15 protein-coding genes and 1 pseudogene are annotated in these 23456 nt (G+C 59.2%); 5 read left to right on the top strand and 11 right to left on the bottom strand.

All coding sequences use genetic code 11. The annotated features are described in order from the left end of the window. Positions 1 to 216: 216 nt before the first annotated feature. The 4 genes from HWX74_RS07895 to HWX74_RS07880 all read right to left on the bottom strand — a co-directional run bounded on the left by HWX74_RS07895 (position 217) and on the right by HWX74_RS07880 (position 4816). Positions 217 to 1356, bottom strand: coding sequence for a peptidylprolyl isomerase (locus HWX74_RS07895; RefSeq protein WP_254872305.1), 1140 nt, complete (start codon positions 1354 to 1356; stop codon positions 217 to 219). 215 nt (positions 1357 to 1571) lie between these two features. After that, positions 1572 to 2864: a histidinol dehydrogenase gene (hisD, locus tag HWX74_RS07890; RefSeq protein ID WP_176013025.1), complete on the bottom strand. Its 1293-nt coding sequence runs from the start codon at positions 2862 to 2864 to the stop codon at positions 1572 to 1574. An 11-nt stretch (positions 2865 to 2875) separates the two neighbouring features. Continuing rightward, entirely contained in the window at positions 2876 to 3721 is an 846-nt protein-coding gene (panC, locus tag HWX74_RS07885) for a pantoate--beta-alanine ligase (protein WP_176013024.1), read from the bottom strand. A gap of 90 nt (positions 3722 to 3811) precedes the next feature. Further along, on the bottom strand, positions 3812 to 4816 hold the full coding sequence (locus HWX74_RS07880; RefSeq protein ID WP_176013023.1) for a branched-chain amino acid aminotransferase: 1005 nt from the start codon (positions 4814 to 4816) through the stop codon (positions 3812 to 3814). 241 nt (positions 4817 to 5057) lie between these two features. On the opposite strand from HWX74_RS07880, the gene pal reads away from it, so the two are divergent. From pal to ahcY, 4 genes are all read left to right on the top strand, one after another. Continuing rightward, positions 5058 to 5675 (top strand): peptidoglycan-associated lipoprotein Pal, encoded by a 618-nt coding sequence (gene pal / locus HWX74_RS07875; protein ID WP_368506806.1) that lies wholly within the window; start codon positions 5058 to 5060, stop codon positions 5673 to 5675. A gap of 155 nt (positions 5676 to 5830) precedes the next feature. Further along, positions 5831 to 7027 (top strand): methionine adenosyltransferase, encoded by a 1197-nt coding sequence (gene metK / locus HWX74_RS07870; protein ID WP_176013022.1) that lies wholly within the window; start codon positions 5831 to 5833, stop codon positions 7025 to 7027. Next, positions 7024 to 8019: an adenosine kinase gene (locus HWX74_RS07865; protein ID WP_176013021.1), complete on the top strand. Its 996-nt coding sequence runs from the start codon at positions 7024 to 7026 to the stop codon at positions 8017 to 8019. The genes metK and HWX74_RS07865 overlap by 4 nt, the downstream gene beginning before the upstream one ends. A gap of 26 nt (positions 8020 to 8045) precedes the next feature. Next, positions 8046 to 9449: an adenosylhomocysteinase gene (gene ahcY, locus HWX74_RS07860; protein WP_176013020.1), complete on the top strand. Its 1404-nt coding sequence runs from the start codon at positions 8046 to 8048 to the stop codon at positions 9447 to 9449. An 88-nt stretch (positions 9450 to 9537) separates the two neighbouring features. Here ahcY and HWX74_RS07855 read toward each other — a convergent pair whose 3' ends face one another. The 3 genes and pseudogenes from HWX74_RS07855 to HWX74_RS07845 form a co-directional block, all read right to left on the bottom strand. Continuing rightward, a complete protein-coding gene (locus HWX74_RS07855; RefSeq protein WP_176013019.1) occupies positions 9538 to 14637 on the bottom strand; it encodes a PAS domain-containing protein in 5100 nt (1699 codons plus the stop codon). Between the two features lie 85 nt (positions 14638 to 14722). Further along, positions 14723 to 15019: pseudogene (locus HWX74_RS07850) on the bottom strand (hypothetical protein); the annotation flags it as partial. Between the two features lie 229 nt (positions 15020 to 15248). Further along, positions 15249 to 16574, bottom strand: coding sequence for a Gfo/Idh/MocA family protein (locus HWX74_RS07845; protein ID WP_176013017.1), 1326 nt, complete (start codon positions 16572 to 16574; stop codon positions 15249 to 15251). An 82-nt stretch (positions 16575 to 16656) separates the two neighbouring features. On the opposite strand from HWX74_RS07845, the gene HWX74_RS07840 reads away from it, so the two are divergent. Beyond that, complete coding sequence (locus HWX74_RS07840; protein WP_176013016.1) at positions 16657 to 17460, top strand: AraC family transcriptional regulator; 804 nt, start codon at positions 16657 to 16659, stop codon at positions 17458 to 17460. Between the two features lie 88 nt (positions 17461 to 17548). On the opposite strand, the gene HWX74_RS07835 is transcribed toward HWX74_RS07840, so the two are convergent. Genes HWX74_RS07835 through HWX74_RS07820 form a run of 4 tightly spaced genes read right to left on the bottom strand, consistent with a single transcriptional unit; the run spans position 17549 to position 23451 of the window. Next, on the bottom strand, positions 17549 to 18187 hold the full coding sequence (locus HWX74_RS07835) for a hypothetical protein (protein WP_176013015.1): 639 nt from the start codon (positions 18185 to 18187) through the stop codon (positions 17549 to 17551). Next, positions 18184 to 19143 (bottom strand): hypothetical protein, encoded by a 960-nt coding sequence (locus HWX74_RS07830; protein WP_176013014.1) that lies wholly within the window; start codon positions 19141 to 19143, stop codon positions 18184 to 18186. The genes HWX74_RS07835 and HWX74_RS07830 overlap by 4 nt, the downstream gene beginning before the upstream one ends. Next, entirely contained in the window at positions 19140 to 20474 is a 1335-nt protein-coding gene (locus tag HWX74_RS07825) for a Na+/H+ antiporter NhaC family protein (protein ID WP_176013013.1), read from the bottom strand. Before HWX74_RS07825 ends, HWX74_RS07830 begins: the two co-directional genes overlap by 4 nt. 49 nt (positions 20475 to 20523) lie before the next feature. Next, on the bottom strand, positions 20524 to 23451 hold the full coding sequence (locus tag HWX74_RS07820; RefSeq protein WP_176013012.1) for a calcium-translocating P-type ATPase, PMCA-type: 2928 nt from the start codon (positions 23449 to 23451) through the stop codon (positions 20524 to 20526). Positions 23452 to 23456 lie beyond the last annotated feature (5 nt).

The raw sequence follows: 23456 nt of genomic DNA, 5'->3' as shown, positions 1-23456 counted from the left end.
TTATCGTCGCATTTTTCGCAATATCATATTGAGAACAATCGCCTATGCCAACCTCCGAGGGGGGAGACTCCCCGGTTGCGCGCCGGGCTTTGGCTCAACGGCCAATCGAACAATTTCACAAAAGAAAAATCCCCGACTTCATGAAGAAATCAGGGACTCTGTCAACAGTCCGAAGCCGCAACGCTTGTTACAGCTTCGGTCCTACAGGCGTTTCGCTTACTGCATCTCCGCCGGCGGCATGTTGAACATCGGCATCTGCGGTTTTTCGACGAAATACTGGACCTTGGCAGCCTGGTCGAGCTTTTCGAGATATTCCCCGACCGCTTTCTGCTGCTCCTGCTGCCGGAAAGTATCGGCCGCCTTCTGCTTGAATTCTTCGAACGGAATGGTTTTTCCGCCGGCAACCGACGCATCGCGACGGATGATGTGGTAACCGAACTGCGTCTCCACCGGTCCGACGATTTCACCATCCTTGGCTTCTTTCACGGCATCTTCGAACTCTTTGACCATATCGCCTTCCTTGAACATGCCGAGCGAACCGCCCTTCACCTTGCTCGGGCAATCGCTGTTCGCCTTGGCCACCGCCTCGAAGGATTCGCCGCCTTTGACTTTGCCGAGCAAATCTTCAGCTTTGGCCTTGGCCGCCGCCTTGTCCTCGGCGGAAGCGTCCTTGTCCACTTTCACCAGAATATGGGAAGCGCGCAACGAGCCTTCCGGATCTCCCGGTTCAACCAGTTTGTCCTTGTTCGCTTCATAAAATTCCTTGAGGGCTGTATCGCTATCGGGCAGTTTGTCGATGATTTCCTTCTGGAGGAATTCGTTGATGGCAATCTGCTCCTGCGCTTCTTTCGTGCCGGCAATCGTTTCGACATATTCATCGATCGTCTGCGGTTTCTCCTGCTGCTGGAGATAGGCCTTCAACGGCTCCAACTGCTCCGGCGACAGCGATTCGAGCTGCTCGGAAAATACTTTCAGCGCCGCTTCCTTGGACGGCTTGATGCCGGCTTTGGCCGCTTCCTCCAGCAGCAAGTGCGTCTGGACATACTGGTGGACGAGCTGGTATGCCGCCTGTTCCAACATTTCCGCCGTCAATTCCGGCGGCAGCTTGCCGTCCGGAGAACCGCCCAAAATCATATTTTTGATATCTTCACGGGTAACTTTCTGCCCGTTGTATTCCGCAACCACTTCCGGCAACACGTTCCAAATCGCCTCCGGGTCGGCCGGAGCGGCCGGAGCGGCCGGAGCGGCGACCGGTTGTTCCGGTACGGCGGTCTGCGCCGCTTCTTCGGCAGCCACCAGCGAACCGCCCGCGCTGAGAAAACCGGCAGTCAGCATAACATAAGAGAATTTTTTCATAAGAACTTCCTTTTCTGCAATCTAAATTGCTGTTGTTTCCATACTGTTTTCTACCATCACTTTTTTCACCGTCCCGAAAAATTTTTCCGAAATTGCTTCGCTTGTGACCAAGACGGTTAAAAAATAAATACTACCACTTTTGGACATTGCAAGCAATGGATTGGTTCCTGGCCGGAGAAAAAAACAAAAATAATCTATTTTCCGCCGGACAGCCGCTATTCCTCAATCCGTATTGCCGCACTGCGGCCATGCGCCGCCAGGCCTTCCATTTCGGCGAATTTCTCGACGACCGGCACTTCTTTGCGCATCGCGCCGCGCTGATAATTGATGATGCTCATCCGGCGAAAGAAACCTTCGACGGTCAGGCCGCTGAAAAAGCGAGCACTGCCGGCGGTCGGCAGCACATGGCTGGGACCGGCGCAGAAATCGCCGATCGGTTCCGGCGTCCATTGGCCGATGAAAATCGCGCCGGCGGCCTTGACCTTCTTGGCGACCATGCCGGCGCCCTTGCAGGAAATCTCCAGATGCTCCGGCGCGTAGGCCCCGGCAATTTCCGCCGCCTGATCGAAATCCTCCACCCGGATCAGGAATGTACCGTGATTCAACACCTTGTCGACGGTCTCCAGGCGGGACAACTGCGCTTTCTGCCGCAGAATCGCCGCTTCGACTTCTTCGATCAACGCTTCGCTGTCGCACAACAGCACCGCCTGTTCCAGCCCGCTGCCGTGCTCCGCCTGCGACAACATGTCGGCAGCGATGAATTCCGGATTGCAATTGGCGTCGGCGATGATCATGATTTCCGACGGTCCGGCGACCATATCGATCGCCACCGCGCCGTACACCAGTTTCTTGGCGGCGGTAACGTACGCATTGCCGGGGCCGACGATTTTGTCGACCTTGCGGACCGTTTCAGTGCCGTAAGCCATCGCCGCAATGCCGTAGACGCCGCCGAGCCGGTAAATTTCGGAAACGCCGGCTTTGCTCATCGCATAAAGCACCGCCGGATGAATTTCGCCGGCGGCATTCGGCGGCGTCACCGCGACGATCTCCCGGACCCCGGCCGCCTTGGCGATACCGGCAGTGTGGAGCACGGTGGAGACCAGCGGCGCAGTGCCGCCGGGAATGTAGACGCCGATGCGTTCCATCGGCTCGAACCGCTCGCCGACCACGACGCCGGGACGCGGCGAATGACTCCACGGCTGCGGAATCCGCTGCCGGGAAAAGTCGGTAATGTTGGTCAACGCCGCCTTGATCGCCCGCTTGGCTTCGGAATCGACTTTGGACGCGGCCTTGCGGATTTCCTCCTCGCCGACCGGAATCTGCGCCGGTTCGAGATCGACATGATCGAACATTTTGGCATATTTGCACAATGCGGCATCGCCGTCGGCCCTGACGTCGAGAATGATTTTGCGAACGCTCTCCTCAATTTCAGGCGGATAACTCGGCCGGTTGTAAAGCTGTTGCAAACGGTCGGCAAAATTCCGGTCGCGACAATCCAGTTTCTGCATGCTTTTCCTCCTCAAAATTCCAGATAAATGTTATCGATCAAACGGGTGGCGCCGAAATAAGCGGCCACCGCCAGCAGCAGCCGGCGGGTCGCCGGCGTCACCGGCTGCAATGTGTCGGCATCCAACGCGCTGACATAATCGATTCTGCCGCCGTTGGCGGCGATCTCCGCGGCGACTTCGGCCGCGGCGGCCTCGGCAAGCGCCGGCCCAGCCCCCTTCAATTTCGCTTCGGCGGCCAAAAGCGACCGGGAAATACTCAGGGCCCGGCTCCGCTCTTCCGGCGACAGATAACGGTTGCGGGAGCTCAGCGCCAGTTGGTCGGCATCGCGGACCAGCGGCGCGACGATAATCCGGACCGGCATATTCAAATCGCGGACCATCCGCTGGATGATCAACGCCTGCTGGGCATCTTTCCGGCCGAATACGGCGATTTCCGCCTGCGTGATGTTGAACAATTTCGTCACCACCGTGGTGACGCCGCGGAAATGAACCGGCCGGGTCCGACCGCACAGCTCCCTGGAGAGCGTTTCCTCGGCAACCCAGACGCTGTGGTCGGGACAATACATCGCCTCCGGCGACGGCGCGAAAACGGCGGTTGCGCCGTGCGCTTCGCAATTGACGACATCGCGCTCGAAATCACGCGGATATTTGTCAAGGTCTTCATTCGGTCCGAACTGGGTCGGATTGACGAAAATGGTGACGATGACCAAGTCGGCCTCCGCCACCGCCCGGTCGATCAGCGAAAAATGCCCGGCGTGCAGATACCCCATCGTCGGCACGACGGCGATCGTCCTGCCGGCCCGGCGGGCGGCCAGCGCGAACTGCTGCATTTCCGAAACGGTTTTGAAAATTTCCATTTCAATTTACCCGGTAAATTAAGGTTGAATTTAAAACAAAAACCCGGCGGAAGCCGGGTAGAAAAATAGCTCGAAAGGATGGCTCCCGATTCACAACTCCATAAGCCAACCGTATCGGTCCGGCAGTTCTCCATATTGAGTGCCGGTCATCACTTCGTACAACTTTTTCAACACCGGTCCGATGGTGTCGCCGTAGTCGAAAACCTGGTCGCGATAGAAAATTTTGCCGATCGGAGTGATGACGACCGCCGTCCCGCAGGCACCGACTTCGGTGAAGTCGGCCAGTTCCGCCTTGTTGATACGGCGCTGCTCGACCGGCATACCGAGGTCGGCGGCCAACTGCATCAGCGACTTGTTGGTGACGCTGGGCAGCACCGACGCCGATTTCGGCGTCACGTATTTGCCGTCCTTGGTAATCGCCAGGAAATTGCTGGTGCCGAATTCGTCGATGAATTCATGGGTCTTCGGATCGAGGAACAGCGCCACCTGGCAGCCGTGCTCCTTGGCGACTTTGCTCGGATAGAGACTGGCCGCGTAATTGCCGGCGATTTTGATGTGGCCGGTACCGTGCGGCGCCGCCCGGTCCATATCGTCGGAAATCATCGCGTTGACCGGCTTGATGCCGCCTTTGTAATACGGCCCGACCGGCACGACCAGAAGGATCAATTCATAACGCCGGCTCGACGAAATGCCGATCTGCGGCGTCGTCCCGATCATCACCGGGCGGATGTACAGCGAACCGCCGGTACCATACGGCGGCACATAATCAATGTTGTCGCGGACGACCCGTTTGACCGCATCGAGAAACAGTGCTTCCGGCACTTCCGGCATCAGGATATGGCGACAGGTGGAATTCAAGCGCTTGGCGTTTTCCTCCGGCCGGAAAACTCGTACTTTGCCGTCTTTGCAACGAAAGGCTTTCAGTCCTTCAAAGGCAGCCTGACCGTAATGCAGACAGTTGGAGGCTACCGAAAGCGTGATGTCGTAGGTGGTGTACAATTTGCCGTCGTCCCATTTGCCGTCGTCGTAGACATAGCGAATGTTGGATTTGGTCGGCCGAAACTCAAATCCGAGTTTTTCCCATTCAATGTTCATTGCTTGCTTTCCTGACTGAAATTAAAACCGTCAACGGATGGCTTATTCGCCGCCGGTTGACTTACCAGAAATGTACTATAATTGCCCGAAAGCGATTTCGCAACAGAAAGAGTTCAAAAAAATATTTCAATTGCAGAATATTTGATTGAAAAATGTGTTGAAGGCATTTATCTTATAGCATTTGACATGAATTAACTAAAAATAAAACTTTTCAGCCAAACTTTATTAGGGGGGAAGGCAAATGCTCTTTTCGAAAGTTTTCCGCGGAATCACGTTGAGTGGTGCCCTGTTATTTGCGGCCGGTTGCGGTCTGTTCGATAATTCAACGCCGACGGAAGACCTCTATCCGGTGCCCCAGGCCGAGATGGATCCCGGCTTCAATCCCGACGATTTCGGCAATGGCACCTTCGGCCCGGGCGGCGCCGGCAATCCGGAAACGCCCAGTCCGGACTGGGGCGAGCCGACTGAGGAAGGCATGGCTTACATCGGCATGGAGGATCTGTCGGTGCTGACCGACATCAATTTCCCGGTCATCTACTTCAATTTCGACGCCGACAGCCTGAACCCGTCCGAACAGGCCAAACTGGATGCGGTGGCCGAATATATGAATCAGGCGCCGGAGCTTTATTTGATCGTCGAGGGGCATTGCGACGAGCGCGGCACCAACGAATACAACCGGGCGCTGGGCGAACGCCGGGCGATTGCGGTCAAGAATTACCTGACCGGCCGCGGCATGGCGGCGGACCATGTCCGGACGATCAGCTACGGCGAGGACAAGCCGGCGGTGAGCGGCCACGATGAAGCCGCTTATGCGAAGAATCGCCGGGGCGAACTGCTGGCCGCCAAAAAGATCAAATAAACAGTTCGCCGACGCATGGATTGAATGAGGATTTTTTCTGGCTTCGGGGGCGCCGTATGGCGATACTTCCCCGAAGCTTTCGTTTTTTCTTCGGCGTTGCGGCGCCGAATCTCTACGACATGGCAGTTATTTTAGTTTCTTGAAAGGAAAGGTTCATGAGCAAAATCAACGTTGAACACGTTTTCACCTCCGAATCCGTCTCGGAAGGACATCCCGATAAAGTCTGCGATCAGATCTCCGACGCGATCCTCGACGCCTGCCTGGCGCAGGACCCGGAAAGCCGGGTCGCCTGCGAAACGCTGGCGACGACCGACCTGGTCGTCATCTCCGGTGAAATCACCACCAACGCCGTCGTCAACTGGCAGGACGTGGCGCTGCGGGTCATCCGCAAAATCGGCTATGTCGACCACAATGTCGGTTTCTGCGCCGACAACTGCAAGGTGATGGTCTGCATCCACCGGCAGTCGCCGGATATTTCGATGGGCGTTACGGCGGAAACCAGCCGGAGCCGGGAACAGGGCGCCGGCGACCAGGGCATGATGTTCGGCTATGCCAGCAACGAAACTGCGGAGCTGATGCCGGCGACGATCCTCTATGCGCATAAAATCGTTGAAGAACTGGCGCGGCTGCGCAAGAGCGAACCGGAAAAGTACAATTTCCTGCGTCCGGATTCCAAGAGCCAGGTGTCGATCCGTTACCGCAACGGCAAGCCGGTGGCGGTGGAAACCGTCGTCGTTTCCCACCAGCATACCCCGGAGATGAAACTGGAGGCGCTGGAACAGTTGGTGCGCGAAGTCGTCCGTAAAGTCATTCCGGCCGAATTGCTGAACGATCACATCAAATATTACATCAACCCGACCGGCCGGTTTGAAATCGGCGGGCCGCACGGCGACACCGGCCTGACCGGCCGCAAGATCATCGTCGACACCTATGGCGGCGTCGGTTCGCACGGCGGCGGCGCTTTCTCCGGCAAAGATCCGTCGAAGGTCGACCGCTCGGCCGCTTATATGTGCCGCTACATCGCCAAAAACATCGTGGCGGCCGGCTTGGCCGACAAGTGCGAAGTACAGGTCGCGTACGCGATCGGAGTCGCCGAACCGTTGAGCATCAATGTCGACACCTACGGCACCGGCAAGCTGTCGAACGACACCTGTTTGGAAAAAGTCATTCGCGAAGTGTTCAGTCTGCGCCCGACCGCCATCCTGGAAGCGCTGCAGCTCAAATATCCGGCGGCCAACCATTGGTCCTACGAGGATGCCGCCGCTTACGGCCATTTCGGCCGGCCGCAGTTTCCGTGGGAAAAGACCGACAAGGTCGAAGCCGTCAAAGCCGCGGCGGCCAAATATCTGTGAAAACGACGGCGATGCGGGTGTTGGGAGTCGGCTCGCCGCTGCTGGACTTGCTGGCGCGGGTGGAAGAGCCGTTTCTGGAGAAAGTGCCCGGTGCCAAAGGCGGCATGGAGCTGCTGGCGCCGGAAGTGATGGACCGGCTGCTCGAACAGTTGGCGGATGAATACGCCGTCGTGCCGGGCGGCGCCGCCGGCAATACGGTTTTCGGCCTGGCCCGGCTCGGCGTGCCGGTCGGCATGCTGGGCAAAACCGGCAAAGATGCTTACGGCGAAATTTATCGCAGCAGCCTGGTCCGGCTGGGCGGCTCCGAATCTGCGTTCTTCGAGACGGACCAACTGCCGACCGGCCGTTGTCTGGCTTTGATTACACCGGACGGCGAACGGACGATGCGGACATTTTTCGGCGCCTCGTCGGATTTGACCGCCGAGGAGGTCGAAACGGTGGACTTCTCCGCTTACGACCTGGTTTATATCGAAGGTTACCAGTTGTTTCATCAGGCGATGATCGAAGCGGTTTTCCGGCAAGCCAAAGCGGCCGGCTGCCGGATCGGCCTGGATCTGGCGTCGTTCGAAGTCGTCGGCCTGTTCCGGGAACGGCTGCTGGAGCTGTTGAAGGAATACGTCGATCTGGTATTCGCCAACGAGGACGAAGCGACGGCGCTGCTCGGAGACAAACCGGCAGAGCAGCAGGCGCGGGAACTGGCGCGGTTCTGTGAAATCGCGGCGGTAAAACTGGGGCCGCGCGGCTCGTTGATCGCCTCCGGCGACATGTTGTGCCATGTCCCGGCCGATGTGGTCAAGGCGGTCGATACCACCGCGGCCGGAGATTTGTGGGCCAGCGGTTTTCTTTTCGGCTACCTTCACGGCCGGCCGCTGAGTGAGTGCGGCCGCTATGCGTCGATGACGGCCAGGGAAGTGGTGCAGGTAGTCGGCTCGAAGATCCCGGAACAGCGCTGGGAAGCGTTGTGCCGGAGCTTCCAGCCTTACAATAATTGAAAATTCGAACCAACGGAAACATTTTTATGGAATATCAGATCAAAGACATCAATCTCGCCGATTTCGGTCGCAAGGAGATCAGTATCGCCGAACAGGAAATGCCCGGATTGATGGCGACCCGGGCCAAATACGGTCCGCAGCAGCCGTTGAAGGGAATCAAAATTTCCGGCAGTCTGCATATGACCATCCAGACCGCCGTTCTGATCGAAACGCTGGTGGCGCTGGGAGCCGAGGTGCGCTGGGCCTCCTGCAACATTTTTTCGACGCAGGATCATGCGGCGGCGGCGATTGCCGCCGACGGCGTGCCGGTGTTCGCCTGGAAGGGGGAAACGCTGGAAGAGTATTGGGAATGCACCTACCGGGCGCTGACCTTTCCGGACGGCAGCGGTCCGGACCAGATCGTCGATGACGGCGGCGACGCGACTCTGTTGATTCATCGCGGCGTCGCGGCGGAAAACAATCCGGATATCCTCGACGAGGCGTCCGACAGTTATGAGCTGCAGGTGATCGACCGGCTGCTGAAACGGGTGCTGGCCGAAGATCCGCGCCATTGGCACAAAGTAGCGGCCAAGGTCAAAGGCGTCTCCGAAGAAACCACCACCGGCGTGCACCGGCTGCTGCAGATGGCCGAACGCGGCGAGCTGCTGTTTCAGGCGATCAATGTCAATGATTCGGTCACCAAGAGCAAATTCGACAACATTTACGGCTGCCGCCATTCGCTGACCGACGGCATCAAGCGGGCGATGGATGTGATGCTTTCCGGCAAGACGGTGATGATCTGCGGTTTCGGCGACGTCGGCAAAGGCTGTGCCGAAGCGATGCGCAATGAACGGGCCCGGGTGCTGGTCAGCGAAATCGATCCGATCTGCGCGCTGCAGGCCTGCATGGCCGGTTACCGGGTCTGTCCGGTCGAGGACGCGCTGCCGGAAGCGGACATTTATGTGACGACCACCGGCAACTGCAATGTCATCACCATCGAGCATATGCGCCATATGAAAGACCAGGCGATCGTCTGCAATATCGGTCACTTCGACAACGAGATCGAAGTGTCCAAGCTGGAACGCGAACCCGGCGTCGTCAAGGAGGAGATCAAAGGCAGCAGCTGCCCGGTGCATCGCTTCCGTTTTGCCGACGGCCATTCGATCTACCTGCTGGCGGAAGGCCGGCTGGTGAATCTGGGCTGCGCCACCGGCCATCCCAGCTTCGTGATGTCCAACAGCTTCACGAACCAGACGCTGGCGCAGCTCGACATCGCGCGGCATCCGGACCGCAAAGGCGTTTTCCTGCTGGACAAAAAACTGGACGAGGAAGTCGCCCGGCTGCATCTCGATAAACTGGGGGCGAAATTGACGGTTCTGACTCCGGAACAGGCAGCCTACATCAACGTGCCGCCCGAAGGGCCGTACAAGCCGGAATCCTACCGCTACTGATCCAGCCGGCATTCAAGCGTATTGTGAAAGTCCGCCTCCTGGCGGACTTTCGCTTTTGAGCCGTCATGATCGCGAAAACGAAATGGCATTACCGGTCGGCACGCTCGGCAAAAGCGATACCGCCGGCGGCATTGCCGATGGCGGCCCGGAGTTTTTCCAGCGTCAGCGGCTTGAACAGAACGCCGGCAAAACGCTCCGCCGGCACAAAATCCATCTGGGTGTCCGCCGTGATGACGACGACCGGAATTCCCGCCGTCGCCGGATGGGCCGCCAGCCGGGCCGCCAGCGTGCCGCCGTTCATTCCCGGCATCCACAGATCGGTCAGCACCATTGCCGGAGTTTCCCGGGCCGCCCGGGTCAGCGCCTCCTCCGCCGACTGGCAGGCGACCGCTTCCCAACCCAGTTTTTTCAACATTGCCGCCAATACCTTCAAATTCATCGGCACATCGTCGACGATGAGGATTTTCCCGCCCGGCAGGCCGGCCGGGGCGGCTTTTTCCGGCCGCGCGTCCGCCACCGGCGCCGGCTCGGCACACTGTACGCCCCGCAGCACGACGGTAAAGGTGCTGCCTTCGCCCAACTCGCTCCGCAACGAAATTTCACCGCCCATTTTGGCAACCATCCGTTTGGTGATCGGCAAACCCAGCCCGGTACCCTGATAAATCCGGTTGCCGGGAATATGCTGCTGCTTGAACGGCTCGAAGATGCTCTCCTGGTAGGCTTTGGCAATACCGGACCCGGTATCGCTGACCCATAGCGTCAGCACGCCGCCGGAGCCGTCGGCCGGACCTGCCAGCGTTACGCCGATGCGGATGACGCCGTCATCGGTAAACTTCACCGCATTGCCGATCAGATTGAGCAGCACCTGGCGCAAACGGATCTGGTCGAGCAGCAGCATTGGCAACCGCTCCGGCACTTCCAGCTCGATTCGGCTGCGGTGCTCCCGGCAGCCCGGTTTGAACAACTGCACCGTCTCCTGAACCAATTTACGCAGATCGACCGGCTGCAGCGAAATTTCCAACTGGTCGGCTTCCAGTTTCGACAAATCAAGGATGTCGTTGATCAGCTTGAGCAATGTATTGCCGGCGAAATTGATCGCTTTCAGGCTGTCCTGCTGTTCCTCCGGCGTCATCCCGCCAGCCTGCATCAATTCGCTGAAACCGATCACCGCATTCAGCGGCGTCCGCAATTCATGGCTCATCGTCGCCAGGAAAGAACTCTTGGTGCGGTCGGCCGCCTGCGCCGCCTCCATCGCCGCCTGCAGCCGCCGCTGCTGGGCGTTCAGTTCGGAAACGTCCATGGCACTCTCCAGCACATAAGCGAGTTTGCCGTCGGCATCGAAAATCGGTTTGGTGACAATGATATAATCGGAATTGTCGACATGAAGCGACCGCCGGTGCACCGTTCCGGTTTCGATCGTCTTTCTGACCGGGCAATAGTCCGGCACCGCCGACTGCTTGCAGAAAATCTCATAGCACGGCCGTTGTTCACCCGCTCGCTCCTCCGCCCGGTAGGCGCGATAGGCGGCCCGGTTGGCCCGGATGAAATTGAAATCGGCGTCGAACAGCAGAATCGGCGTATCGATGTTGTCGAAAATCTGCCGTTTCTCGTTTTCGCTCTGCAGCAGTTCCTCCAAGCCGTGCCGCCGCTCCAGATAAATTTCAATGATATGCGCCGCGGCGGCGATGATGTTCCTGTCGCCCTCTGAAAACGCCCGGCGACTCCGGACAAAGTCCACGCCCAGAAAGCCCCACAGCTCCTCATCCAGCCAGATGCCGGCGGCGATGATCGACTGAATGCCCTGCCGGCGCAGCAATTCGAGCGTCGCGCTTTTCAGCGGCACTCCTTCTCCGGCCAGATTGCCACAGCAGACCAGTTGCCGGCAACGCAGCAGCCGGTTCCAGTCTTCGGTCATCTCAATCGGGACCCCCTGCAATTCGTTTTGTTCCGACAGAATGCCAGCGGCCGTCCATTCGTGAGTGTTGTCGCAAACGGCACGCCGGTAATCGTATCGGCAAATATAACAGCGGTCGGCACCGATCTGGCTGCCGATGATGCTCAGGATATCGGAGACGGCCTCTTCGGCATCCTCCCGCAGCAGAATCCGCTCCAGACAACTGTTGACCAGCCGCTGCTGCTCCGCATACAACTGCAGCGTTTCGGTCAGGCGCCGCTGCTCCTCCTCCAGGCGCTGCCGTTCGGTAATGTCCACCGACATCGTCAACAGCAGCGACCGGCCGTCGCCGAGCGCCAGCGGCGTTTTCATCGTCTGCATAACATACTTCCTGCCGTCCCGCACCGTCTGAAGCGCCCCGACGATATTTTTCAGTTGCCCGCTGGCACGCACTTCGAGATCCTCCTCCCGGAACCGTCCGGGATCGCCGACGAAATGGTCGATCTCGAAATCAGTCCGGCCAATCACCTCGGCAGCCGGAATTCCAGTGATCTCCTCGGCCTTTTTATTCCAGAGCGCGTAGCGGAAATCCCGCATATCCTTCGTGGCAATCAGCGCCGGCAGATGATCCAGTATTCCCAACAGCAGCGCGTTGTTCTCCTTCAGCTCCTCTTCCATCCTGACTTGCGTGGAAATATCCAACCCCATGCCGAGCAGCAAACGCCGGCCGCTGGCCTGGCGCCAGGTGCATTTCAGGATCCGCACGGTATGCGGACTGCCGTCACCGGCGATGAACTGTTCCCGTTCATCGAGCAACCGGCCGGATTGCACCAGTTTCAGGTCGTCCTCCCGGAATTTTTCCGCATTTTCAGGCTGGCCGAAGATTTCCGCGTCGGTCCGGCCGATGATCTCCTCCTCCGGATGGGAGACGATCTCGGCAAACGCCCGGTTGCACATCAGGTAACGCAATCCGGCATCCACATCTTTGACAAAAATGTAACAGGGCAGATTGGCCATGATATTCTGCAGCAACGTCAGCGTATCGCGGTATTTCAGTTCATTCTCCTTGTCGGCGGTAATATCCTGAATGATGCCGAAATAGACTTTCCGGCCGGCAACCGGCGTTTCGTCCTCCACCGCCCGCATTTCAAAATAACGCATTTTCCCCTCGGCGGCGGAACGGTAGACCATCCGCAATTCATGTTTCTCGCCAGCCAGCAGCCGGCGCCAGCCGTCCAGAAATTCCGGCAAATCCTCCGGCAGCACCCAGTCCTCGACCGCCGCCGGCCGGTCGCCGCATTTCCGCCAGAGCGCCTCATACCCTTCCCGGGCGGAAAGCACCCGGCCGTCGGCATCGCAGCGAAAATAAGTCAAAGCGGCAATGTCGGCGGCGCTGTTCAGGAAAATATTGTTCATCTGCATCCGGTCCCGCCCTTCGTATTCCTGCGTCACATCGCGGAATACCAGCACCGCCCCGTCGATCCGTCCCGCCCGGTCGACGATCGGCGCGGCGCTGTCGGCGATATGATACCGCCGGCCGTCGCCGGCAAGCAGATCGGTATGGTTGGCCAATTCAACGGTCCGGCCGGTCCTCAGCGCCCGGGCCACCGGCGATTCGACCGGCCCGTCGTCCGGATAATGGACGATACGGAAAATTTCATCGAGTTTCCGGCCAACGATCTTTTCGACCGGATACCCAGTCAGCCGGGCGGCAACCGGATTGCAGATCGTCACCGTTTCCTCGGCATCGGTGGCCAGCACGCCGTCGCCGATCGAATTCAGCGTCAACCGGAAACGCTCCGCGGTGCGTACGATCTCCTCCCGGGCCAGGTGCAGTTCCGTGATGTCGGTCGACACCCACAGAACCGTTTCCACACCGAAAATTTTTTTCGGCAAGTGGCGGAATTCGGCATAGCGGTACCGACCATCGCGCCGGTATTCCTTCGAGACCGGCTGCATCGTCTCCAATACCTGCCGGACCGGCGCCTGAAAAATTTCGCCGCCGGCCGGCAGATCCGTCAAATGGCCGATTCGCCCCGGTTCATTCCGGACGGGCCTATCCCGGCCCTGCAAAAGACGCACCCGTCCCATGGCGTCCACCGCCGTCACGCAGACCGGCAGCAAGTCGAAAACAGCCTGCAATTTGCGGTTGTTCCGGTAATGTACGGCCAGGAAAACCACGGCCAAAACCAGACCGCCGATCGTCGCCGCTCCGGCGACCGCCGGCCAGAAATAGAGCGTCAAAAACGACGGCGGACGATTCAGAAATATTGCTTCGGACGGCAGCGCGGCGGGATCCGGCCGCCAGCGCTCCACCTGCGGCCACTGGAACACCGCCTGCGATGAACCGACTTCAAAAGGAATATCATCGGCACGCCCGCCGGCCAGAATGCGTTTTGCCAGCGCGGCGGTTTCCCGGCCGTAATTGCGGCCGGTGGTCATGATGCCGCCGAGCACTCCTTCGTCAAAAGCCGTATCCCGGGACACCAGTACCGGAGAGGTTATTGCCGGCCGTTCCCGGCCGCCGACGGCGGAAAAAGGTTGAAATGATTTCGTCCGCTCTTCCCACCAGTTGTCGAACACAATCAGGGCATTCGACGGTAACGATTCCAACGCTTCAAGCATTTCCCCGGTCGTGCAATCGGCGCCGTTAATCTGTTCCAGCTCAATGGCATCCCCCCAGCGGCCGCGCAGTGATTCGACATGCCCGGCAACCGCCAGGCCGTCCGGACCGCCGTCGGTGACGACCACCACCCGCCCGGTTTCCGGCAGCAACCGCATTCCCAGCTCGATATTGCGCTCCACCGAGGAAAAATCCAACAACAGCCCGGTCATACGCGGCAGCCGGGGCAAATTCCCGACGTCGCCGATGCAGGCGGCAACCAACAGCGAGGTCGTTTCCGGCAGCTCCTCGTAATGTTCGAGGCACATTTCGACGGCCGCATTGCCACTGGCCACCACCAAATCGTAATTGCCGGATAAAATCCGCTCCCGGCTCCATTCCACATCACGCGCCAGCGGTTTCCAGTCCGGATTGCGCGCGACGTTCAATTCGACAACATCGATTTCGACCGGAATGTCCTCCCCGCGCCAAAACTGCTGGAAACTTTCCACCATGTCACGGGTCCACCGGAAAAAGGCATTGTACGAGCAGAGATACAAGATTCGTTTGGGCTCCGGCTCCCCGGCCGCCGCTTCTCCCCGCAACGATGTCATCGCTCCCATCGCCAACCAGATGAGACCGACCACCATGATTCGACGCCAGAAACCCCGTGTCGTCGCCGTCTCCACCACCCACTGCTCCTTCCCGGCAGGCCCCTTATACTTGGAGCATCCGCTTATTTCCCCCACCATTTCCGAAAAAGAAATCTCTTCTCTTCTACTCTACAACCACTTTCCACATTTTCCAATCATTTTCCCTTTCGGCATTCCAGTCTTCTTCCGGCAAAAAATCAGAGCGGACCGGAAAACAAAATTTCCGGCCTGCCGCTTTTCCGCCGCGCCGCCGCCGGTGGTACAGGAAGCTGGAATGAGGCTGCTTCACTCCCCAGCTCGACGCCGCAATGCCCAGCCGTTTGCCGTGTTTGCGCAGTTCATCTTTTAATTCCGCCAGATAGACGGCATACTTATCCCACTCTTCCCGGCTTTCCGGATATTCCCAGTCGATATTCAAGCCGTCGAAACCGTAAAGCCGTTTTCACCTGTTATTCACTTTCCCCGGCGCGGAAAATTGAAAAGGCAGACGGAAACAATGTTCCGTCCGCCCCATCGCCCCCCGGCCAGGCATTTTCTCAAGTCATGCCCTGACATGGCAGCAGTTTTATTTCTGAACCAGCCTGGATTTCACAGCGGCACCAGCATTTTTCCCATTCCAACCGCCGCCGGGCCGGAAAAGCATCGGCCGTTCATTCCGCCAATGACTTTTCATAGTCGCGGCGCAAGTCCATGAAATGCCGTTCCGTTTCCGGCGAAACGGCGATGTCGCCCCGGATGCTTGCCGACGGCTTGTCGCGGCACGGCCGGGCCGGGTCCGGATTCCAGTCGTCATGCCGGTAGGCGTCCCGTACCGCCTGGTCGCGGAAATCCGGAATCGGCATCGGCATGCCGCCGGCCAGCGCCGAACGGTACCCCTGGATGCCGATCAGAGTCATATCGAGCGCCATATAGACGTCGATGATCGGCCGGCTGTTCTCCCGAATCGCCTTGGCGAAATAGTAACCGGTGAAAAAATCCCCGCCGCCGTGCGAAAACCCGGCCGCCGAAGCGAATTCGGCCGGAAACCGCGGCCGGTAAAATTCGGTGCTCGCTTTCGCGTCCGGAAAATCAAACGGTTCGCGCCGGACCCGGAGCAAACCGTCCTCGGCCTGGTTGCACTCCATCGAACCCCGGCTGCAGCAGATGCGCACCCGGTTGCCGTGATCGCGCAGAAAGGCCCACGGGATGATCTTGGCCCAGCCGCCGTTGTCCATCCGGCACATCAGGATGCTCGCCGTATCCATTTTGTTGATCTGTTCGGTCCGGCGGGGATCGTGCTCATCATAGGGAACGACGAAACCGCCGACCTGGGTCGGCCGGGTGCCGGTAATCAACATCACCGGTCCCATCGAATGGGTGCAATAATAAGTGATCGGCAGCCAGGCGCGCCAATGCGACGGCCCGGAGCACAGGCCGACGGATTCCGACAACGGGATCGGGTGAATGTATTCTCCTTCGCCATATTGGAATTCACCCAGTTCGCCGGACTGGTAAAGCCGTCGCATTTCCAGGTTGGCCGCGGCAAACGGATAATTTTCGGCAAACATGTAAACCTTGCCGGAAGTCTCTACCGCTTCGACCAGCGCGACGGCTTCCGCCGGCGTGAAAACCGCCATGCATTCGCTCAAGACATGCTTGCCGGCCTGCAAGGCCCGAATCGCCGCCGGCGCGTGTTCGGTGGCATAATTGGCGACGATCACCGCATCGAGGTCATGCTCGAGAAATTTACCGTAGTCGGTGTAGAAAGTTACAGCACTGTTTTTCAACGTCCGCTTCGCCTGCGCCAGCAACGGTTCGAAGAGATCGCAAATCGCCACCAGCTCCATGCCGGCCGGTTCAACGGTGGTACCCAGATATGCCCCGCGACCGGCGCCGAAAACGCCAACCCTGATTTTTCCTGCCATGATTTCACACTCCGTTTTTATGGTTCCGCATTGCAGACGGGAAATCGTCGTTTCTTCCCGCTTGTCATTCATTATAGTTCCGGAAAAAAGATTTGTAATCCGCCGGAAGCGATTTATATTTACAGAATAAAACCAAATATTATAAAATTGCGACATGTTGCTCCAGCCTCATATTATCGCCGCCGGCGTCTACCGGCAGCCGGAGAAAGCCTGCCAGACCATCCCCTGCCGCTGGCTGGTTTTTTATGTCAGGGGGGTGGTTCGCGATTATGTCTACGGGCCGGACGGCAAATTGAAAAATATTTTTTCCGCCGATGCCGGCGCCCGGCTCTCGCTGGCTTTCCCCGGCATGAAAACCGACTTCGAATACGGTCCGGAACGGGAAAATTGGGTCGTGATGCTGGATTGGGAGGCGCTGGGCTTCGACGCGGCGTCGCACTGTTTCCGAATCGATACGCCGAGCGGGCCGCTGCCGGTTCCCGCCGAACTCGCCATCGCACCGGATGAAATTCCAACGCTGCGCATGGCCTTTAAGCGGCTGACCGACTACATTCACAGTTCGCTGCCGCGTCATCTGGCGGCAGCCGATCTGCTGCTGGCCGGTTTGCTGGCCCGCTTCCTGGAAGAACCGGAGGTGGATACGCCGGCCGCCCGGCTGCGGCGGCTGATCGACGCCGACGAACAGTGGCACCATTCACTGGAAGAATTGAGCAGGCAGGCGGGCGGCAGCCGCGACCATCTGCGCCGCCTCTTTTTCGAACGTTACCGGATCACCCCCGGCGAATACCGGATTCAGAAGCGGCTGAAAAAAATCCTTCACCTTTTCGCTTACAGTGATTTGAGCTTGAAGGAGATCGCCTTCGCCGCCGGCATGCGCAATGTCACCCATCTGAATGCGCTGATCCGCCAGCATTGCGGTAAAACGCCGACTGCAGTACGCCGTCGTTATCGCAGTTGAATACCCAAAAATAAAAACCGCTCCGGCTGCTCGTACCCGGACGCAATCCAGCATGCAAACTCCGCCCGAAAACTGGCAAATCCGCAACTCACCGGCGGCTCAGCAACTGAAGCAACGGGCCGATTTCCCGCGGATTGAATTCCATTTCGAGCTCCCGCCGGTCGTTCAGCCGGATGGTGCGGACCACTTGCAAGGCCAATGCGAACTCTTCCGAAGCAGTCAATTCCGCGATCGCCCGGTCCGCCGAAGACTGAATCAAACCGGCCGGGACCGGCAGCCAGCCGATTCGGCCGCCCAACCAGTCGACGCGCAATTGCCGATTTTCCAGGCACGGCGTAAATCGCAATTCGCCATTGGCAGCCAAGCCAATCGCCAGCGGCTGACTGAAACGGCAATAAAAAATCCCGGCCTCAAATTCCACCCCGAAACTGGGCCGGTTCCGCCACTGGTAAGCCCGCACCGCCCCACGCAGCAGCGCGTTGATTTCTTCGCCGGTCAGGACGATACGCCCCGCTTCGGCGACATAGCCGTCACGGTCGGTCATCGCGCCATGCAATTTTTCCACCACCGACTGGGCGGCGGCAATCTCCGCCTCGTCCGCCGGCGGCAGCCGATAGTCGCGCGGCAATCCCAGCCCCAGAAACAGCAGCAACAGCAGCAGCAGACCGCCGCCGGCCGGAATCCACCGCCATTTCCGCCGGCGCTTCCTGAACGCTTCCGGTTTCATTGCCGAACCGGATTCCCCGGCAATGTTTTCAGTTTGTCCCCCAGCTCCGGATCGCGCTCATACAAATTCCGCAGCCGCCGAAGGTCTTCCGCCGACAATTTTCCAGTCACCTTCAGACCGGCGTCCTCCTGCTGAAACTGCAAACTGCCATTGACCGCCCGAAACAATTCCGGCTGCTGTCCCAACAGCGCCACCAATAAAATCGTAGTCAGCATCTGCGCCTGTTTTTCAGCATTCAGCGCCGCTTTCTCATCCTGAAACGCCGCCAGCGCCTCGGCATTCAACCCCTGGCCGTTTTCGGCGCTGCCGACCCGGAACGTCAATCGATCCATCTGCCGGGTCAGGCCCAACGGGTCGAAGTTCATACCGGACGGCCGGTTGGAAACGCCAAAAATCAGATCATCCCGGCCGATCGCGGCCAACTGCCTGCCCAGAGCCTCGTCATATTGACCGTTCAACACCGTCCACGGCACCGGATTTTTATTGCCGGCCAGCAAAACGACGTCCCCGGCCAGATAGACGACGTAATAGCTTTTGTCCGCTTTCTGCGGCCGCTGAAACACCAGTTCCACCACCGGCTTGTCCGCTTGCCGATATTGTTTGACCTGAACATTTTTCGCCGCCGCATAGCGTTGCTTCAGCCAGGCGGCCAACTGTTCCGGCGAGTACTCCATCGCCGCCAGAACGACGCCGGTCCGCTGGGCGCCGAACAACGCGACGACGACATCCGGCAAAGTGCCGGCGGCATTGAACCGGAACAACTGCAGCTCGTCGCGAAAACCGCTGATATCGCCGGACGCCATCAAACTCTGCAGCGCCGGGTGGCCGTATAGCCGTTCGTTGCGCAGCCAGATCGCGCCGTCGGCGCCCTGCGGAATCAAATCGGTCACTTCGGCGGCGGTCACGCCGCCGATTCCCAGCGCCAACAGCAACAGAGCCTGCCAGATTTTTTTCATTTTCCTTCATCCTTCACTCGTTTGAACAGCAATTTGAAATCGAACAGAATCGCCGCCAGCAGACAAACCGCCAGCAGATACGGATAGAACATATACCGCATGATATCCAGCGGGCTGACCAGGGTGCTGCCGGCGATGCCGGCGGCGGCCAGGATCTGCGCGCCATACGGCAGAATTCCCTGAACGACGCAACTGGTCGCATCCAGAATGCTGGCCGAACGCTTCGGTTCGACGCCGAAACGATCGGAAAGGTCCCTGGCAATCGGTCCGGCGACGACGATCGCCACCGTGTTGTTGGCGGTAAAAACGTTGACGACAGCAACCAGGCCGGCAATGCCCAGTTCACAGCCCTGCCGGTTGTGAATCCGGCGTTCGATGGCATTCAGGAGATAACTGATGCCGCCGTTGTAGCGGATGACCTTCAACAGCCCGCCGGCCAGCAACGCGACGATCAAAGTTTCCGACATGCCGAGCACGCCCTTCCCCATCGCGTCCAGGAACCCCCATGCCGAAAAACTGCCGTTGCCGATGCCGATGGCGCCGGCCAGTGCCGTCCCCACCAGCAATACCGCCATGACGTTGACGCCGAAGAGCGCCAGCACCAGCACCGACAGATACGGCAGCAACGCCCAAACCGAACCGGCCTGGTCCGACGGCAGCGGCTGCGTCACCTTCGGCGACAGGAACAGATAGATGACCAGAGTCAGCACAGCGGCCGCCAGGGCGATTTTCAAATTGGCCCGGAATTTTTCCCGCATTTCCACCCCCTGCGTCCGGGTCGCCGCAATCGTCGTATCGGAAATCATCGACAGATTGTCGCCGAACATCGCCCCGCCGACCACCACGCCGAGGCAAAGGCCGGGAGAAACATCGAGACTCTGGGTCAAGCCCATCGCGATCGGCGCCAACGCCACCACGGTACCGACCGATGTACCGATCGCCAGCGAAATGAAGCAGCCGACCAGGAACAGCCCCGGCAGCAGCCATTTGCCCGGAATCATCGCGATGGCCAGGTGGACGGTGCCGTCCACCGCGCCCATCATTCTGGCGGTGTTGGCAAATGCGCCGGCCAGAATAAAGATCAAGCACATCGACATGATGTCGACATTGCCCATGCCGTGGGCGAACAGTTCGACTTTGCTGCGCAACGATGCCTTGTGATTCATCACCAGCGCCGTCGCGGAAGCCACCAGGAAGGCGACCGGCATCGGCACTTTGTAAAAGTCGCCGGTCGCCAGCGACACACCGAAATAAAACAACAGAAAAACCCCGAAAGGGATCAATGCCCTGGCCTGCGGCGGCCGGGTAAACGAATAATCGGTAATATCCATCGTTACCAGTTTCTCTCCGAAAAAAAATTGATTGTTTGCAGTCGACCGCTCATGCGCTCCGTCCCGTCTTTCGCCGTTTCAGCCGGCCGCCGAACCGCACCGCTTCGCCGCACCACAGGATCACCGAAGAAGCGCCGATCACCGCCAGCCACTCTTTCCAGCCCAGCGGCGTCGTCCGGAACACCTCGCCGCCGATTTCCACCAGAATGACCTGGCCGACCAGAATACCGCCGGCGATCAGCAGAAAGGCCCGGTTGTCGAACAAACGGCTGAAAATCGACCGGCAGCTGCCGTAACATTTGGCATTGAACATATTCCAGAATTGCAGAAAGACGAACAAGCTGAAGAAAATCGATTGCCAGTACCGGTCATTTTCATAATCCCGGCAATCCATCCAGCTCAACAGACCGACTAGCATCAGCAGAAAAATCGCCGACACCCCAAAAATACCCCGCCACATGCCCGGCGTGACGATAAAAGCGTCGTTCCGCCGCGGCGGCAGATTCATCACCTCGCGGCTCGGCGGCTCCGTCGCCAGCGCCAGCGCGGCAAAGGTATCCATGATCAGATTGACCCACAGCATCTGGATGACCGTCAACGGAAATTCGATGCCGATGAACGGCCCCAGCATGGCAATCGACAACGCCACGACGTTGACGGTCAATTGAAAGAGAATGAAGCGCTGGATGTTGCGGTAGAGCGAACGCCCCCACATCACCGCATTGACAATACTGCCGAACGAGTCGTCCAGCAAAATGATGTCGGCCGCCTCCTTGGCGATCGCCGTACCGGTTTTGCCCATCGCGATGCCGACGTCGGCATAATTCATCGCCGGAGCGTCGTTGGTGCCGTCGCCGGTGACGGCGACGATCTCGCCGGCGCTCTTCAACGCTTTGACCAGTTTCAACTTGTCGTTCGGCCGGGCCCGGGCCATGATCTTCAATTTCACCGCGGCGGCCACCGCCTCCCCGTCGGGCAGCGCGGCGAATTCGGCTCCGGTGATGATTTCGCCCTCGCCGGCTTCCCGGTCATCCCACAGGTGAATCTGGCGGCCGATTTCCCGGGCGGTTTCCGGATTGTCGCCGGTAACCATCTTCACCTTGATGCCGGCGTCGTAACAGGCCTGGACTGCCGCCGGCACATCCGGCCGGACCGGGTCGGCAATGGCGACAAACCCCTGCCAGGTCAAGCCAACCGCCACGTCGGCAAGTTCATCGCCGGCCGCCGGATTCTCCTTCCAGGCAAATCCCAGGGTCCGCATGCCGCGCTGCTGGAATTCCAGCAGCCGGCGAAGGATATCCTGCCGCTCGGCGTCCGTCAACTCCGCCACAGCATCGGCGTGTTCGATCGCCACGCAACGGTTCAGGATGATTTCCGGCGCTCCTTTGACCAGCAGCAGTTCCGTTTGCTCCCCATGACGAATTCCCTTGGTCGCCATGAATTTCCGCTCGGTCGAAAAAGTCCATTGGTGCAGAATCCGGAACGACTCCCGCACCGGTTCATAATCAATGTCCTGCTTTTCCAGCCACAACAGCAACGCGCCTTCGGTCGGGTTGCCGACCGCCGTCGCCCGGCCATCCCCGGCGCGCGACAGATTGGCGCTGGAGTTGGCCGCCATCGCAACGGCGACAAAGTTCAACGCGTTCTCCGGCGTTTTCCCCTGCAGAGCCGCGAATTCCGCCGTCATCACCGTCATCCGGTTCATCGTCAAAGTGCCGGTTTTGTCCGTACAGATCACCGTCGCCGCACCGATCGTCTCGCACGCGTGCATTTTGCGGACCAGATTGTTGGCGGCGGTCATCTTGCGCATGCTGTAAGCCAGGCTGAGCGTCACGCTCATCGCCAGCCCTTCCGGCACGGCGACGACGATCAGCGTCACCGCAATCATGAAGAAATTGATGAAGTGCGGCAGCGCCGCCGCGTTGATCCAGCCGGCCGGGGACGCCGGCAGAACGCCGCCAATCCAGAGGATTGCCAGACCGAGCGCGGCAATGCCGGCGCCCAACGCCACCATCAGTCCCCAGCCGCGCGCCGCTCCTTTCTTCAACCAGCCCGGCGCCGCGTCGCGGCCTTTCCACAACTCCCAGCCGTCAAAACAGACCGGCAGCCAAACCCGCGCCAGCGCGACGACGATCGCCGCCAGCAGAATGGCGGAAACGCTCCACTGGGCGGCGCTCTGCGTCAACGTTTTCAACGCCACGCCGCGAACGACCAAGGCGGCAAAAGTCACCGTCGCGACCCCGAAGCCGATCACCCCGATCAATTTGCCCAATTTTTTCAACTGTCGGCTCAACGGCGTATCGCCGTCGGTCTCTTCGGAGGCCGCCAGCGCCGTGCGGCCGATTTCGGTGCCGGCCCCGACGGCGGTCACTTCGATATAACCGTAACCGTCGACCACCGGGGTGCCGCGCAACACCAGATAAGCCGGATAAGTATCGCCGTCGTCAGCCGCGATTTCCGGACTGTCGAACGGCAGCTTGGCGACCGGATCGGATTCCCCGGTCAACCGGGATTGATCGAGTTGCAGATTGACCGCGTCCAGCACCCTGCCGTCGGCCGGGCACTCCTCGCCCAATTCGATGAACGCCACATCGCCGACGACCACTTCTTTTTTCGGAATCACCTGGAAGCGGCCGTCGCGGATCACTTTGACCGGCACGTCATCATTGACTTTGTTCAGGATGTCAAACTCTTTTTCCGCCTTGAATTCATTGAGGAAAGCCAGTCCGGTGGCCAGAAAAATCGCGACCAGAATTCCGGCGCCTTCGATAAGCTCGCCGGTGCCCATCGCCACGACGGCGGCGATGATTAAAATCCGGATGACCGGATCGTCGAATTTTCCCAGAAATTGCTTCCACCACACCTGGCGGGCGGGCGGATTCAAAACATTGCTGCCATGTTCCCGACGGCTGTCCGCGACCTGAGCGGCGGACAACCCCTGAAACCGGGTGGAACCGGTCACTTCGCGTTCCTGCATCTTTT

Origin of the sequence: Victivallis sp. Marseille-Q1083, assembly GCF_903645315.1 — a bacterium.
GTDB lineage: Bacteria > Verrucomicrobiota > Lentisphaeria > Victivallales > Victivallaceae > UMGS1518.
This window is presented reverse-complemented; position numbering and strand designations above follow the sequence as displayed.